Source organism: Nocardioides sp. YJ-D4 (genome assembly GCF_054031495.1).
In genome coordinates, this window is sequence record NZ_CM132932.1 from 5,477,533 (window position 1) to 5,491,449 (window position 13,917).

General features: G+C 69.2%; 18 protein-coding genes. 12 read left to right on the top strand and 6 right to left on the bottom strand.

Translation table 11 applies throughout. The annotated features are described in order from the left end of the window. Window positions 1-42 precede the first annotated feature (42 nt). From recA to ACW14X_RS26175, 7 genes are all read left to right on the top strand, one after another. Window positions 43-1,101, top strand: coding sequence for a recombinase RecA (gene recA / locus ACW14X_RS26145; protein WP_378685601.1), 1,059 nt, complete (start codon window positions 43-45; stop codon window positions 1,099-1,101). Between the two features lie 178 nt (window positions 1,102-1,279). Continuing rightward, entirely contained in the window at window positions 1,280-1,861 is a 582-nt protein-coding gene (locus ACW14X_RS26150; RefSeq protein ID WP_457163847.1) for a regulatory protein RecX, read from the top strand. After that, window positions 1,858-2,358, top strand: a complete 501-nt coding sequence (locus ACW14X_RS26155) for a phosphoribosyltransferase (protein ID WP_355020998.1) — start codon at window positions 1,858-1,860, stop codon at window positions 2,356-2,358. Before ACW14X_RS26150 ends, ACW14X_RS26155 begins: the two co-directional genes overlap by 4 nt. Window positions 2,359-2,381: 23 nt before the next feature. Continuing rightward, entirely contained in the window at window positions 2,382-3,155 is a 774-nt protein-coding gene (locus ACW14X_RS26160) for a GNAT family N-acetyltransferase (RefSeq protein WP_457163848.1), read from the top strand. Window positions 3,156-3,173: 18 nt separating this feature from the next. Continuing rightward, complete coding sequence (locus ACW14X_RS26165; RefSeq protein ID WP_457163849.1) at window positions 3,174-4,016, top strand: PPK2 family polyphosphate kinase; 843 nt, start codon at window positions 3,174-3,176, stop codon at window positions 4,014-4,016. Next, window positions 4,013-4,795: a HipA family kinase gene (locus ACW14X_RS26170; RefSeq protein WP_457163850.1), complete on the top strand. Its 783-nt coding sequence runs from the start codon at window positions 4,013-4,015 to the stop codon at window positions 4,793-4,795. The genes ACW14X_RS26165 and ACW14X_RS26170 overlap by 4 nt, the downstream gene beginning before the upstream one ends. Continuing rightward, a complete protein-coding gene (locus ACW14X_RS26175; protein WP_457163851.1) occupies window positions 4,795-5,205 on the top strand; it encodes a DUF3037 domain-containing protein in 411 nt (136 codons plus the stop codon). Before ACW14X_RS26170 ends, ACW14X_RS26175 begins: the two co-directional genes overlap by 1 nt. A 72-nt stretch (window positions 5,206-5,277) precedes the next feature. Here ACW14X_RS26175 and ACW14X_RS26180 read toward each other — a convergent pair whose 3' ends face one another. The 4 genes from ACW14X_RS26180 to ACW14X_RS26195 are packed head-to-tail and all read right to left on the bottom strand — an operon-like array spanning window position 5,278 to window position 8,709. Beyond that, a complete protein-coding gene (locus tag ACW14X_RS26180; RefSeq protein ID WP_396983945.1) occupies window positions 5,278-6,021 on the bottom strand; it encodes a sirohydrochlorin chelatase in 744 nt (247 codons plus the stop codon). A gap of 56 nt (window positions 6,022-6,077) precedes the next feature. Further along, window positions 6,078-6,821, bottom strand: a complete 744-nt coding sequence (locus tag ACW14X_RS26185; RefSeq protein ID WP_141792939.1) for a phosphoadenylyl-sulfate reductase — start codon at window positions 6,819-6,821, stop codon at window positions 6,078-6,080. After that, window positions 6,818-6,988 carry a hypothetical protein gene (locus tag ACW14X_RS26190; protein ID WP_350659041.1) on the bottom strand — a complete coding sequence of 57 codons (171 nt, stop codon included), beginning with the start codon at window positions 6,986-6,988 and terminating at the stop codon, window positions 6,818-6,820. The genes ACW14X_RS26185 and ACW14X_RS26190 overlap by 4 nt, the downstream gene beginning before the upstream one ends. Beyond that, window positions 6,985-8,709, bottom strand: coding sequence for a nitrite/sulfite reductase (locus tag ACW14X_RS26195; protein ID WP_457163852.1), 1,725 nt, complete (start codon window positions 8,707-8,709; stop codon window positions 6,985-6,987). Before ACW14X_RS26195 ends, ACW14X_RS26190 begins: the two co-directional genes overlap by 4 nt. Before the next feature lie 464 nt (window positions 8,710-9,173). Between ACW14X_RS26195 and ACW14X_RS26200 the strand changes: the two genes are divergently transcribed. Genes ACW14X_RS26200 through ACW14X_RS26220 form a run of 5 tightly spaced genes read left to right on the top strand, consistent with a single transcriptional unit; the run spans window position 9,174 to window position 12,526 of the window. Continuing rightward, complete coding sequence (locus tag ACW14X_RS26200) at window positions 9,174-10,616, top strand: glycine hydroxymethyltransferase (protein WP_350840537.1); 1,443 nt, start codon at window positions 9,174-9,176, stop codon at window positions 10,614-10,616. A 4-nt stretch (window positions 10,617-10,620) separates the two neighbouring features. After that, entirely contained in the window at window positions 10,621-11,157 is a 537-nt protein-coding gene (locus tag ACW14X_RS26205) for a GNAT family N-acetyltransferase (protein ID WP_160022524.1), read from the top strand. A gap of 5 nt (window positions 11,158-11,162) precedes the next feature. Continuing rightward, the gene (locus ACW14X_RS26210) at window positions 11,163-11,933 is read left to right on the top strand and encodes a nucleotidyltransferase domain-containing protein (protein ID WP_457163853.1); all 771 of its coding nucleotides are present in this window, start codon (window positions 11,163-11,165) and stop codon (window positions 11,931-11,933) included. Between the two features lie 9 nt (window positions 11,934-11,942). Further along, complete coding sequence (locus tag ACW14X_RS26215) at window positions 11,943-12,236, top strand: hypothetical protein (protein ID WP_091040955.1); 294 nt, start codon at window positions 11,943-11,945, stop codon at window positions 12,234-12,236. Continuing rightward, a complete protein-coding gene (locus ACW14X_RS26220) occupies window positions 12,233-12,526 on the top strand; it encodes a hypothetical protein (RefSeq protein ID WP_457163854.1) in 294 nt (97 codons plus the stop codon). The genes ACW14X_RS26215 and ACW14X_RS26220 overlap by 4 nt, the downstream gene beginning before the upstream one ends. Before the next feature lie 5 nt (window positions 12,527-12,531). Here ACW14X_RS26220 and ACW14X_RS26225 read toward each other — a convergent pair whose 3' ends face one another. Together ACW14X_RS26225 and ACW14X_RS26230 are read right to left on the bottom strand one after the other, a co-directional pair. After that, window positions 12,532-13,074: a Uma2 family endonuclease gene (locus tag ACW14X_RS26225; protein WP_160022532.1), complete on the bottom strand. Its 543-nt coding sequence runs from the start codon at window positions 13,072-13,074 to the stop codon at window positions 12,532-12,534. Between the two features lie 85 nt (window positions 13,075-13,159). Beyond that, window positions 13,160-13,903, bottom strand: coding sequence for a class I SAM-dependent methyltransferase (locus ACW14X_RS26230; protein ID WP_160022534.1), 744 nt, complete (start codon window positions 13,901-13,903; stop codon window positions 13,160-13,162). Window positions 13,904-13,917 lie beyond the last annotated feature (14 nt).

Here is a 13,917-nt window from a genome sequence, read left to right on the forward strand (position 1 = left end):
GCAGGCAAGGGGAAGAAGTCTGCCCCTCAGGAAGGAAAGAACATGGCGGCAGGTGATCGCGAGAAGGCATTGGACGCCGCTCTCGCCAACATCGAGAGGCAGTTCGGCAAGGGCTCGGTCATGCGGCTGGGCGATGAGACCCGGGCTCCGCTGGAAGTGATCCCGACCGGCTCGATCGCGCTCGACGTGGCGCTGGGTCTGGGCGGTCTGCCCCGCGGGCGGGTCGTGGAGATCTACGGTCCGGAATCCTCGGGTAAGACGACGGTGGCCCTCCACTCGGTCGCCAGCGCGCAGCGCGCCGGCGGCATCGTGGCCTTCATCGACGCCGAGCACGCGCTCGACCCGGAATACGCGAAGAACCTCGGCGTCGACACCGACGCCCTGCTGGTCTCCCAGCCCGACTCGGGTGAGCAGGCCCTGGAGATCGCCGACATGCTGATCCGCTCGGGTGCGCTCGACCTGATCGTCATCGACTCCGTCGCGGCGCTGGTGCCGCGGGCCGAGATCGAGGGCGAGATGGGCGACAGCCACGTCGGTCTGCAGGCTCGACTGATGAGCCAGGCGCTGCGAAAGATGACCGGTGCGCTCAACAACTCCGGCACGACCGCGATCTTCATCAACCAGCTGCGCGAGAAGATCGGCGTGATGTTCGGCTCGCCCGAGACCACGACCGGTGGTCGCGCGCTGAAGTTCTACTCCTCGGTGCGACTCGACGTGCGCCGGATCGAGACGCTCAAGGACGGCACCGACATGGTCGGCAACCGCACCCGCGTCAAGGTCGTGAAGAACAAGGTCGCCCCGCCGTTCAAGCAGGCGGAGTTCGACATCATGTACGGGAAGGGCATCTCCCGCGAGGGCGGCCTGATCGACGTCGGTGTCGAGGCGGGCCTGGTCCGCAAGGCCGGCGCTTGGTACACCTACGAGGGCGACCAGCTCGGTCAGGGCAAGGAGAACTCCCGCAACTTCCTCAAGGACAACCCCGACCTGGCCAACGAGCTGGAGAAGCGGATCCTGGAGAAGCTCGGGGTCGTGCCGACGGTCGACGCCCCGGCCGACGGCGAGGCGCCCGTAGCCGAGCCCGCCGGCGTCGAGGACTTCTAGGTCCACAGGCACCGGCTGACCCGTGGCTTCGTCAAGGCCTGACCGTTCGTCCACCCAGGATCCCTGGGTGGACGAACGGCCCGCGCCCGACTGGCTGGGCGACGTCTCGCTCGGCGTAGAAGCCTGGGCCGGCAAAACCCCGTTGGTTGAGCCGGATTCGCGAGGCACGAGCGAATCCGTGTCGAAACCAACACGGTCGCGTCGACGACAGAGCCGCCCCGCAGACCCGGCCGACCCGAAGAACGACCCCGAGCCCGACCACGAGGCGATCGCCCGCAAGATCCTCCTCGACGCCCTGACCGGCCAGGCGCGCAGCCGCAAGGAGCTCGCCGACAAGCTGGAGAAGAAGGAGGTCCCCGCAGCCCTGGCGACACGGCTGCTGGACCGCTTCGAAGAGGTCGGCCTGATCGACGACGAGGCCTTCGCCAAGGCATGGATCGCCAGCCGGCAGCCCGGAAAGGGCCTGGCGCGACGAGCCCTGGCTCAGGAACTGCGCCGCAAGGGCATCGACGACGACGTGGCCCGCGACGCGCTCGACGAGATCGACCCCGACGACGAGCGTGAGGCCGGCCGGCGGATGGTCCGGCGCAAGCTGCGCTCCATGGAGCGCTTCGACGACCAGACCAAGACCCGGCGTCTGGTCGGGATGCTCGCCCGCAAGGGATACGGCGCCGGTGTGGCCTACAGCATCGTTCGCGAGGAGCTCGCTCTGGCCGATGACGATGGCGCCGACGGTCTCGTGTCAGAATCCGACCTGTGAGTGAGCAGCAAGAGCGCGAGATCCTGACCTACGACCTCTTCGGCACCGCAGTGCGCGACATCGCCCAGAAGGTCGTCGACAGCGGCTACGAGCCCGACATCGTGCTCTCCATCGCCCGAGGCGGCCTGGCCCTCGGGATGGGCCTGGGCTACGCCCTCGACGTGAAGAACCTGTCCGCGATCAATGTGGAGTTCTACACCGGCGTCAACGAGCGTCTCGACGTCCCGATCATGCTCCCGCCGACCCCCGCGGCCGTCGACCTGACCGGGATGAAGGTGCTCATCGCCGACGACGTCGCCGACACCGGCAAGACTCTGGAGATCGTCCACGACTTCTGCGAGGGCCACGTGGCCGAGGCTCGCACCGCGGTGATCTTCGAGAAGCCGTGGACGGTGATCAACGCCGACTACGTCTACAAGAAGACCGACCGCTGGATCGACTTCCCGTGGTCCTCCCAGCCGCCGCTCGTCGACCGCCGCGGCGGTCAGGCCCACTGACCCCTCACGGCTAACCTGGGTGCATGTTCACGCCGGTTGCGGTCCACACCGGGACACACCGTCTCGGTGGCGTGACGCGCCCAGGGGAGAGCTGGGCAGCGGCGGCGACGAGGATCGCCGGGCGGCCTGCGTACGCCGTGGATCTCTCCGGTGAGGTGAAGGAGTTCTCCTCCGACCCGATGCCGGTGGTGGCGCTGCGGCCGATGACCCGCGGCGACCTGCCCCACCTGGTCCGCTGGCTCAACGCGGAGCACGTGCACCGGTGGTACGGCGTGGACGGCGACCCCACTCCCGACTGGGTGGCTGACAACTACGGGCCCGACATCGACGGCAAGACGCCGGTGACGTTCTGGGTGATCGAGGTCAACGGGCGCTCGATCGGCTTCTGCCAGGACTACCGGATCAGCGACGAGACGACCGGAGTGAGGCCGATCGGCGAGCTTGCTCGTCCGTTCGCGCCGAACGAGGGAGTAAGCGCGCGAAGCGCGCAGCCCGACTACGCGTTGCTCACCCCCGACCCGGACGCGATCGGCTTCGACTACGCGATCGGGGAGCCGGCCTTCGTGGGCCGTGGTATCGGGCCGCGGATGGCCTGGGTCTGGCTCACCTCGATCCAGCGCCGCTATCCGGGCGCGACGGCCTGCTTCGCGGCCCCCGACCACCGCAACGCCGCCTCGCTGCGGATGCTCGCCAAGGTCGGCTTCGAACAGGGCACCTGGTTCGACGAGCCTCAGCCCGACGGCTCGACGACCACGATGGTCGGCTGCTCGCTGGATCTGCGGCGCGTTCTCGGCTGAGGCGCCTATCGTCTAGTCATGAGCCTTCTTGACGATCTGCGGCTGCCGGCCGGACCGGTGGACCTGCGGAAGTACGACACCAACTCCGCACCCGGCGTCGACGTCGACAAGGAGACCGGCAAGCAGGTGCTCGCCGAGCTCGGGCCGATGCTGCTCGAGCTGCAGACCAAGCTGTTCGCCTCCAGGGAGAGCGACGACCCCAGGCGGGTGCTGCTCATCCTGCAGGGGATGGACACCTCCGGGAAGGGCGGCGTGCTCAAGCACACCGTCGGGCTGGTCGACCCCGTCGGCGTGAAGATCACCAGCTTCAAGGCGCCGACCGACGAGGAGCGGGCCCAGGACTTCCTGTGGCGCATCGAGAAGGCGGTGCCGGAGCCCGGCTACCTCGGTGTCTTCGACCGCTCCCAGTACGAGGACGTGCTGATCGGGCGCGTCCGCGAGCTCGCCGCACCAGAGGAGATCGAGCGGCGCTACGGCGCGATCAACGACTTCGAGAAGCGGCTGGCCGACGACGGCACCGTCATCCTCAAGTGCATGCTGCACATCTCGCCCAAGGAGCAGAAGAAGCGGCTCCTGGCCCGGCTCGAGGACCCGACCAAGCACTGGAAGTACAACCCCGGTGACGTCGACGAGCGCCAGCTGTGGGACAGCTACCGGGAGGCGTACGAGATTGCGCTCGAGCGCACCAACACCGAGTACGCTCCGTGGTACCTCGTGCCGAGCGACAAGAAGTGGTATCGCAACCTGGCCATCGGCGAGCTGCTCCTGGAGACACTGGACCGGCTCGATCTGGACTGGCCCGTGCCCCGCTTCGACATCGCCGAGGAGAAGAGACGACTGGAAGAGGACAGCATCTCGTGAGTCTGGAGACGGTGCGGGTGACTCGGTATGTCACCCCGCTCCGGGAGGGCGGCAGCCTGCCCGGGATCGTGGAGGCCGATGACCTCGGCACCTATGTCTGCAAGTTCCGCGGCGCCGGGCAGGGGCTGCGGGTGCTGGTCGCGGAGGTGATCGTCACCGGTCTGTGCCGGGCGCTCGACATCCCCACGCCCGACCAGGTCGTGCTCGACCTGGACCCCGAGATCGCCCGCTACGAGGCCGACGAGGAGGTCCAGGACCTCCTCAACGTGAGCGCCGGGCTCAACCTCGGCATCGACTTCCTGGCGGGTGCGTTCGGCTATGACGCCGCCTACTCGCCGGACCCGTCGCTGGCCGGGCGGATCCTGTGGCTGGACGCGCTGATCGCCAACGTCGACCGCTCCTGGCGCAACCCCAACATGCTGCTGTGGAACGACGCGCTCTACGTGATCGACCACGGGGCCTCGCTCTACTTCCACCATGTCTGGCCCGGGGGAGGCGGCGACCCGGCGCGCTACGCCGCGCAACCCTATGACACCTCCGAGCACATCCTGCGGGCCTACGCCGCCGAGGCGCTCGCCCAGAACGACGACCTCGCCGCGCGGCTCGACGACGCGGTGCTGGAGAAGGTGCTCGCCGACGTACCCGACGAGTGGCTCGAGCCGGTCCCCGGCTACGACACCCCGGAGTCGCTGCGTGAGCGCTACGTCGCGTTCTTGCGGGCGCGCCTCGACGGCGAGCGCCCGTGGCTGCCCGCGGCCGAGCCCGCCCAGGAGGCGTGATGGACGCCTACCAGTACGTCGTGCTCCGCTGCGTACCTCGCCCCGAGCGCGAGGAGTTCCTCAACGTCGGCGTCGTCCTCCACTGCCCCGAGCAGAAGTTCCTCGCCGCCCGGTGGACGCTCGACGAGCAGCGCCTGGCCGCCGTCGACCCGGGCCTCGACCTGTCCCTCGTCCGGGCGGCCCTGGAGTCGGTGGACCTGATCTGCGCCGGCGCCGCCCACGCCGGCTTCGGCGCGGGCGTCCGCGCCACGGCGTACGGTCTGCGGGCGCTCTCCGACAACGAGTCCGCCCGCTTCGGCCTCCTCAAGGCCCCGAAGAGCACGGTCCTCCAGCCCGGTCCGGTCCACGGCGGCGTGACCGCCGACGCCGACGCCGAGCTGGACCGCATCTTCGCCCACCAGATCGCCTGAAACCCCGCCGAGAATGCAGTTGTGGGCGACGAAACCACAGTTTCGCCGCCCACAACTACCTATTCGCCAGGATCAGACCGGGACGAGCTCGACGGCACCGACGGCGTAGCGGGCCAGGATGGTGCGTGCCACCTCGGGGTGGGCGCCCATCGGGTCGCTGACCGCGACGGCGCCGGCCTCGAGAGCGAGCTCCTTGGCGCGGTCGGGCAGCTGCCCGGGAGCCAGGAAGAGCATGCCGACGGCGATGTGGCGGCGGCCCTCGGCCCGGAAGGCACGGACGGCCTCGCCGGTGGCCGGCGGAGCAGCCGAGGCGTACGCAGCCACGACCGGCAGCTTGTGGTGGGCGCCCCAGATTCGGGCCAGGCGGGCCACCGACTGGTTGGCCAGCGAGTCCGAGGAGCCGGCGGCGGCCAGGACGAGCGCGTCGAGCTCGCGCACCCGCGCGGCCTTGAGCGACGCCCGCAGGCGCTCGTCGAGCACCTGCAGGAAGACGCTCTCGAGGCCGAGGATCTCGCTGGTGTGGATGCGCAGGCCGGAGTGGCGCGCGGTGGCCTCGGCGATGACCGAGGGTACGTCGACGCGGGCGTGGAACGCCTCGGTCAGGAGCAGGGGCACGACGACGATCTCGTCGTGGCCGGCCTTGACCAGCTTGTCGATGACGGCCTGGAAACGCGGCCGGGAGTGGTCGAGGAAGGCGGCTTCGATACGGAGGTCGGGGCGCAGGGCGCGTACCTCGGCAACGAGGGCGTTGATGGTCGCGGCCGACTGCGGATCGCGGCTGCCGTGAGCCAGGGCTACCAGTGCAGGAGCTGCCATTGTCTTCATCCTTCGGGTGTTGCGGGGAAAAGTCGGAAAGTCTGTGATGGAGCGGATCAGGCGTGGATGCCGCACTCGGTCTTGCCGGTGCCGGCCCATCGCCCGCTGCGCGGGTCCTCGCCGGGGGCTACCCGGCGGGTGCACGGCGCGCAGCCGATCGAGGGATAGCCGTCATAGACGAGCGGGTTCACGAGCACTCCGTTGTCCTCGATATATCGCTCGACCTGCTCGTCGGACCATCGCGCCATCGGCGAGACCTTGACCTTCTGGCGCTTGGCGTCCCAGCCGATGACCGGGGCGATGACCCGGTTCTTCGTCTCCGCGCGGCGCAGGCCGGTGGCCCAGGCGTCGTAGGAGGCGAGCGAGTCGGCCAGGGGCTTGACCTTGCGCAGTGCGCAGCACAGGTCGGGGTCGGTCCGGTAGAGGTCCTTGCCGTATTCGGCGTCCTGCTCCGCCACGCTCTGCACGGGCGTGATCGTGAGGAGGTTGACCGGCATCGTCGCCTCGACGGCGTCACGGGTGCCGATCGTCTCGATGAAGTGGTAGCCGGTGTCGAGGAAGACCACGTCGATCCCGGGCACGACCTTCGAGGCGAGATGAGCCAGGACCGCGTCACCCATGGAGGATGTGATCGCGAATCGCTCGCCGAAGGTGGCGGCGGCCCACTCGATGATCGTCTCGGCCGGGGCGAGCTCGAGCTCGGCTCCCCAGTGGGAGACGATCTCGCGCAGCTCCTCGGGCGTACGTCCCTCGGTGTCCACCGCGCGGTTGGCCCTTGCGGCTGCTGTGCTGACGCTCATCTGTGCGCCTCCTTCGTGGTTGCCCGAGAGATCTGTCCAAGTGACTTCAGCTGGAAGGCGCGCAGGCAGGCGCGGCATTCCCAGGACCCGTGCGTGGCCTCGTGCGGCCACAGGTCGGTCTCGCCACAGAACGGGCAGTGGAACGGGGTGCTTGCGCGCTCGCTCATGCGGGCACCTCGCTCAAGGCCTTCTCGCCGCGCAGAAGCACCTCGTCGGCCCGCAGAGTCCAGGCCGAGAAGGTCTCGGCCTCCTCGCGGTCGGCCAGGTAGTTGACGACCAGCGCGGAGATGTAGTCGTCGAGCCCGGCCGAGGTGACCTTGTGCGCGCGCAGCTTGCGGCCGAAGTTGGCGGTCAGCCCGGTCGCGCCGCCCAGGTGCACCTGGAAGCCCTCGACCTGGTTGCCCTCGTCGTCGAGGACCAGCTGGCCCTTGAGCCCGATGTCGGCGACCTGGGTCCGCGCGCAGGCGTTGGGGCAGCCGTTGACGTTGACGGTGATCGAGGCGTCGAGCTCCGGGAACCGCGACTCGAGAGAGGCGATCAGGTCACGCGCTCGGTCCTTGGTGTCCACGATCGCGAGCTTGCAGAACTCGATCCCGGTGCAGGCCATCGTGTTCTGGCGCCAGTTGGAAGGCCGGGCCGAGAAGCCGATCGCGTCCAGGTCGGTGACCAGGTCCTCGACGACCTCAGGGTCGACACCGATGAGCACGATCTTCTGGTACGGCGTGAGCCGAGCGCCCTCGACGGCGAACTTCTCCATGACGCCGGCGAGCTCGACCAGGTGGGTGCCGGAGATGCGACCGGCGATCGGTGCCAGGCCGACGTACTTCTTGCCGTCCTTCTGGTCGTGGATGCCGACGTGGTCGCGGTGGCCGAGGGGCGACTCGGGGGAGGGGTTGGAGACGAGCTGACGGTCGAGGTACTCGTTCTCGAGGACCTCGCGGAACTTCTCCTTGCCCCAGTCGGCGACCAGGAACTTCAGCCGGGCGCGCGAACGGAGCCGGCGGTAGCCGTAGTCGCGGAAGATGCCCGCGACGCCGGCCCACACGTCGGCGACCTCGTCGATCGGCACCCACACGCCGAGCTTCTCGGCCAGGCGCGGGTTGGTGGAGAGACCGCCGCCGACCCAGACGTCGAAGCCGGGGCCGTGCTCGGGGTGGACGGTGCCGACGAACGCGATGTCGTTGATCTCGGGCGCCACGTCGTGCGAGGGGTGGCCGGTCAGAGCGGTCTTGAACTTGCGCGGGAAGTTCGAGAAGGCCGGGTCGCCCAGGTAGCGGGACTCGATCTCGCGCAGCGCCGAGGTGCCGTCGATGATCTCGTCGGCTGCGACGCCGGCGACCGGCGAGCCGAGGAACGGACGCGGCGAGTCACCGCAGGCCTCGGTCGAGTGCAGCCCGACCTCCTCGAGGCGCGACCAGATCTCCGGGACGTTCTCGATCTCGATCCAGTGGTACTGGATGTTCTCGCGGTCGGTGATGTCGGCGGTGTCCCGCGCGAAGTCGACGCCGATCTGACCCAGGGTGCGCACCGCGGCGGGGGAGAGGAGCTTGCCGTCGGAGCGGACGCGCATCATGAAGTAGCGGTCGTCGAGCTCCTCTTCCTCGAGGATGGCGGTCTTGCCGCCGTCGATCCCGGGCTTGCGCTGGGTGTAGAGACCGAACCAGCGGAAGCGGCCGCGCATGTCGGCCGGGTCGATCGAGTCGAACCCGCGCTTGGAGTAGGTGTAGAGGATCCGGTCGCGAACGTTGAGCGGGTCGTCGTTCTTCTTCGACTCCTCGTTCTTGTTCAGCGGCTCGGTGTAGCCGAGGGCCCACTGGCCCTCGCCCTTCTTGGGCCGGGGGATCTCGGTTCGGGTGGCGCGCTTGGCCTGAAACCGGTTGTCGCTCATGTCAGAGAAACCTTTGCGTCGGTCGTGGACGCACGGCGGAGCAGGGACGTGCTCGCGGCGGGCGCCCGGGATGTCTGTCGGGCGGCGGGCCAGCGGCTCGACGCGGGGGATGCGGAGCGCTGGGCGTCAGTGGCGCCAACAGATCGAGCTGCGGATGCGGCAATAGTCCACGTGGCGTCGAACCACGAGGTGCGCATGTGTTGCAGCAGTGACCATGTCAAGGAGTCTCAGGTAGCGGACGGCCCTCACGCAATCTGGAATCCCGATATATGAGACATCGGTCCGTTATGTGGGACGTTCCCGCTCGTTCACGCGGGCGGTGTGGCCGAGGTCACCATCTGGTCACGGTCTCTTAACCAGGCTGAGCAGTCGGTCATTCCCGTGGGCGGTGATAGAGGACGTACGCAACGCACCGGGCGACCACGATGCTGCTCTCGTCCGCGCGGCTGACTACGCTGTGACCTATGAGCGATCTGTCCGCCTTGACGAGTTCTGCCTACAACCAAGCCCTCGAGGTCATCGCCTCCGTGGAGCCCCGCATCGCCGAGGCGACCAAGCAGGAGCTCGCTGACCAGCGCGCCAGCCTCAAGCTGATCGCGAGCGAGAACTACGCGAGCCCCGCCACGCTGATGACGATGGGCACCTGGTTCTCCGACAAGTACGCCGAGGGCACCGTCGGTCACCGCTTCTACGCCGGCTGCCAGAACGTCGACACCGTCGAGCAGATCGCCGCCGAGCACGCCAAGGAGCTCTTCGGTGCGGAGTACGCCTACGTGCAGCCGCACTCCGGCATCGACGCCAACCTGACGGCATACTGGGCCATCCTCGCCCACCGGGTCGAGGGCCCGTGGCTGGAGAAGATGGCCGTCAAGAACATGAACGAGCTCTCCGAGGCCGACTGGGAGACGCTGCGTGGCGAGCTCGGCAACCAGCGCCTGCTGGGCATGTCGCTGGACGCCGGCGGCCACCTCACCCACGGCTTCCGCCCGAACATCTCCGGCAAGATGTTCCACCAGAACCAGTACGGCACCGACCCGGAGACCGGGCTGCTCGACTACGACTCGCTGCGCGCCAAGGCCAAGGAGTTCCAGCCGCTGATCATCGTGGCCGGCTACTCCGCCTACCCGCGCCGGGTGAACTTCGCCAAGATGCGCGAGATCGCCGACGAGGTCGGCGCCACCCTGATGGTCGACATGGCCCACTTCGCCGGTCTCGTCGCCGGCAAGGTGTTCCAGGGCGAGGAGAACCCGGTTCCCTACGCCCACGTCGTCACCTCGACCTCGCACAAGTCCCTGCGCGGCCCGCGCGGCGGCTTCATCCTGGCCACCGAGGAGTACGCCCCGAGCGTCGACCGCGGCTGCCCGATGGTCCTCGGCGGCCCGCTCTCGCACGTCATGGCCGCGAAGGCCGTCGCGTTCGCCGAGGCGAAGCAGGAGAGCTTCCAGATCTACGCCCAGGAGGTCGCCGACAACGCCAAGTCGCTCGCCGAGGGCTTCCTCAAGCGCGGCGCCAAGCTCGTCACCGGCGGCACCGACAACCACCTCGTGCTGCTGGACGTGACCAGCTTCGGCCTCACCGGCCGGCAGGCCGAGTCGGCGCTGCTCGACTCCGGCGTGGTCACCAACCGCAACTCGGTCCCGGCCGACCCCAACGGTGCCTGGTACACCTCGGGCATCCGCCTCGGCACCCCGGCGCTGACCACTCGCGGCTTCGGTGCCGACGAGTTCGACCGCGTCGCCGAGCTCATCGTCGACGTGCTCTCGAAGACCACCCCCGGCACCACGAAGGCCGGCGGCCCGTCCAAGGCGTCCTACGTCATCGAGGACTCCGTCGCCGACAACACCAAGGCCGCCGCGGCGGAGCTGCTCGCGAAGTTCCCGCTGTACCCCGGTCTCGACCTCGCCTGAGCTCGTGCCTGCTCCGAAGCGACCCAGCTCGATCCCCGGCGTCGGGGCCCCTGAGAAGGTGGTCCCGACGGCGGAGGTGCGTGTCGTCGTCGAGGACGAGTGGCCGGCGCTGAAGAAGGTGCGCCTCGCGGCTCTCCAGGACACTCCTCGTGCGTTCTGGGCCTCCTACGACGAGGTGGTGACCTGGCCCGACGAGCGCTGGCGGCTCTGGGCCGCGTCCGGCGCCGCCTACATCGCCTGGCTCGGCGAGAAGCCTTCCGGGCTCGCCGCCGGGATCATCCACGACGGCGAGCACCACCTGATCAACATGTGGCTCGCCCCCGAGGCGCGTGGTCACGGTCTCGCCGAGGGCCTCATCCTGGCCGTCGCCGGCTGGGCGCGTCGTGACGGCGCCTCCGTGCTGACCCTGTGGGTCGTCGACGGCAACGAGTCCGGGCGCCGCCTCTACGAGCGCCTCGGCTTCGAGCTCACCGGCGAGACGCAGCCCTTCCCCGAGGGCGACCCGCGCACCGAGTCGAAGATGGCGCTTCGCCTCACCTGACCGCGATGGCCGACCCACGCGAGGGCGTGACCCCCGAGGGTCTGATCGTCACGGGAGCGCGCCGTGACCGGGTGCCGGCCGCGTACGAGCCCGTCTTGGCGTACGTCCTCGGGCGGGTCCCGCCCGAGGTGTCGGTCCACGTCTACGGCTCGGTTGCCAACGGCACGGCCACCGAGCCGACCTCCGACGTCGACCTGCTGACGATCGGACTCCCGGCGACGGATGCCTCCGCGCTCGGCGCCGAGGCATCGGCGGCCTTCGACCGGGTCTGCCGCGGCGTCGAGATCGTCGCCGCGTCCGCCGACGACTACGCCGGGGAGGGCGATGAGGCGTACGGAAACCGCGTCTTCCTGCGCCACTACTGCGCCCATCTGGCCGGCCCCGACCCCGGCGAGGCCCTGCCCGGATTCCCGGCAGACGCTCGTGCCGCCCGCGGCTTCAACGGCGACATCGAGCGTGCCCTGCGCCGGTGGCGCGCCGCCCTCGGTCGCGACGACCCGAGCGACCTCTCCCGCCGGATCGCACGCAAGTCCCTGCTCGCCCTCGCCGGCCTGGTCAGCGTCCACGACGGCACCTGGACCACCGACCGCTTCGCGGCCGCCGCCCGCTGGAGCGAGATCGAACCAACGCTGGCGCCGAAGCTGGCCAGGCTCCGGACACTCTGCGACAGCGGGGGCGCGTCCGCGGACGAGACCAAGGCGCTGCTCGCTGGCGGTGGCGTGATCGAGTCCATCGCCACCCGCTTCGCGGCGGAGATCGGGCTGTGGCGGCCCTAGACTCGGCCCGTGACGAGTGATGAGGTCGAGGTCAGCGCCCTGGCGATCAATGTCGCCGTTCCCGAGGCCCTTCAGTGGACCGACACCCGCCGCGACGTGGTCTTCCGGCTCAGCACCCTCAACGTGCGTCTCCTGCCCGACGGGCGCCTCGCGGCCAAGGCGTACGGCCGCCCGGTCGAGGGAGGCCGCAGCGCCTACACCTCGTTCCCGGTCCCGGACCGGCCCGAGCTGACCGCGCTGATCAGCGAGGCCGCGCAGGTGGCTGCCGAGCGGTGGCGGGCGGCGTACGCTCCACAGGCATGACTCCGGACGAGGTCGACGCCTTCCTCTCCTCGCTGGACGGCTGCCGCCACAAGCCGCGTGGCTGGTATGTCCACGACCGCCTGGTCGCCAGGCTGGTCGACCCGACCACCCTGCTCGTCCGGGTCCCGGTCGAGCGCCGCGAGGAGTTGGTCGACCGCTGGCCGGACGCCTTCGGCATCCCGCCCCGGCTGGAGGCCCATCACAAGATCGAGGCCTACCTCGACCGTGCCCCTGCAGAGGCTGTGAAGTCAGCGATTCAGCTCGCCTGGGAGTTCCAGCGCGGCGATTGACGCGATCAGCCGAGGAGAGCGTCGACGTCGACCGGGACCTTGACGTCGCCGTAGGTCAGCGTCGCCGGCCCGTCCGTGTATCTGCCGGTCTCCACGAAGTAGCCGTCCTCGAGGCGATGGGTCAGGATGACGTGGTCACGAGGGTCGACGATCCAGTACGCCGGGGCGCCCCACTGGGCGTAGCGGTTGAGCTTGCCGACGAGGTCGTCGCGACGGTTGCTCGAGAGGATCTCGACAACCAGGTGCGGTGTGCTGGTCAACGTGCGTTCCTCGTCGGTCTGGACATGGACCATGAGGTCGGGGATGAGCTCTTCTCGCACGTCGTTCGGCGACCACCCCCATGCTTGGGTCACATCGGTGCCCGGAGCGAGATGGTGGCGGATCAGCGTCTGGAGCTCGAACATGATGCGCTGGTGTTTGCGTCCTGGCGGTGCCAAGGTGACGAGCGATCCTCCGTAGTACTCACCCGGGGTGTCCTCGAGGGCGAGATACTCGTCCCACGACATCGGCACGCGGGTGAGGTCGCCAGAATGGCTGGCGATGCTCATCACATCCTCCCTTCTGGTGGCGATGTGGATAGGTGGATTCGTCGTCCGTCTTCAGTCTCTCCGATCCGCGGTAGCGGGTCCAGCGCTATGCGGGCACGCGCCAGACGGACACATGACTCGTGGAGTCGCTGGTGAACTCGGAGCGGTCCCAGCCGGCGTACCTCGTATCCAGCGTCATCCCGGCCAACCTCGCCATCAGGTCGAGCTCGGAGGGCCACACGAACCGGAAGTTGTGTGGCCCGTAGCGGAACCGGCCGTCGGCCTCGCGGGTGTAGTGGTGCGAGATCGCCTGCTGGGTGACCAGATCGTAGGTGTCGAACCCGAGGTGCGCTGCGGAGACGTCGAACGGGATCGCCGGGCTGCCTGGAGGAAGCCGCCGCAGGCTGGGCACGCCGACCTCGACCAGAAAGCGCCCGCCCGGTGCCAGATGACGAGCGGCATTGGCGAAGCAGGCGACCTGCTCCTCCTGCGTACGCAGGTTCCCGATCGTATTGAAGACCAGATAGACCAACGAATACGTCCCCACCCCAGGCGCCTCGGCGGAGGCCATGTCACCGACCACGACCGGGATCTCCTCCTCGGTGACCTTGCGCCGTAGGACGTCGACCATCGGCTGGGACAGCTCGATGCCGGTGACCGGCACCCCCAGCTCCCGCAGCGGTACGCCGATCCGGCCCGTCCCGATGGCGAGCTCGAGCGCGGGGCCGCCGTCGGCGAGGTCGGCGAGGAAGCGGGCCACCGGGCCGGTCACCTCGGGTGAGTTGACCCAGTCGTCGGGGTCGTCGTAGCGCTCGGCGTCGTCGCGGGTCCACAGGTCGCTGCTGGTCATGGGCCTCGACTCTG

Coding starts and splice junctions, on each gene's coding strand:
- ACW14X_RS26160 (WP_457163848.1), top strand. CDS start 2,382: ATGTTCACGCCGGTTGCGGTCCACACCGGGACACACCGTCTCGGTGGC.
- ACW14X_RS26230 (WP_160022534.1), bottom strand. CDS start 13,903: ATGACCAGCAGCGACCTGTGGACCCGCGACGACGCCGAGCGCTACGAC.
- ACW14X_RS26225 (WP_160022532.1), bottom strand. CDS start 13,074: ATGAGCATCGCCAGCCATTCTGGCGACCTCACCCGCGTGCCGATGTCG.
- ACW14X_RS26195 (WP_457163852.1), bottom strand. CDS start 8,709: ATGAGCGACAACCGGTTTCAGGCCAAGCGCGCCACCCGAACCGAGATC.
- ACW14X_RS26200 (WP_350840537.1), top strand. CDS start 9,174: ATGAGCGATCTGTCCGCCTTGACGAGTTCTGCCTACAACCAAGCCCTC.
- ACW14X_RS26210 (WP_457163853.1), top strand. CDS start 11,163: ATGGCCGACCCACGCGAGGGCGTGACCCCCGAGGGTCTGATCGTCACG.
- ACW14X_RS26165 (WP_457163849.1), top strand. CDS start 3,174: ATGAGCCTTCTTGACGATCTGCGGCTGCCGGCCGGACCGGTGGACCTG.
- ACW14X_RS26220 (WP_457163854.1), top strand. CDS start 12,233: ATGACTCCGGACGAGGTCGACGCCTTCCTCTCCTCGCTGGACGGCTGC.
- ACW14X_RS26190 (WP_350659041.1), bottom strand. CDS start 6,988: ATGAGCGAGCGCGCAAGCACCCCGTTCCACTGCCCGTTCTGTGGCGAG.
- recA (WP_378685601.1), top strand. CDS start 43: ATGGCGGCAGGTGATCGCGAGAAGGCATTGGACGCCGCTCTCGCCAAC.
- ACW14X_RS26180 (WP_396983945.1), bottom strand. CDS start 6,021: ATGGCAGCTCCTGCACTGGTAGCCCTGGCTCACGGCAGCCGCGATCCG.
- ACW14X_RS26175 (WP_457163851.1), top strand. CDS start 4,795: ATGGACGCCTACCAGTACGTCGTGCTCCGCTGCGTACCTCGCCCCGAG.
- ACW14X_RS26185 (WP_141792939.1), bottom strand. CDS start 6,821: ATGAGCGTCAGCACAGCAGCCGCAAGGGCCAACCGCGCGGTGGACACC.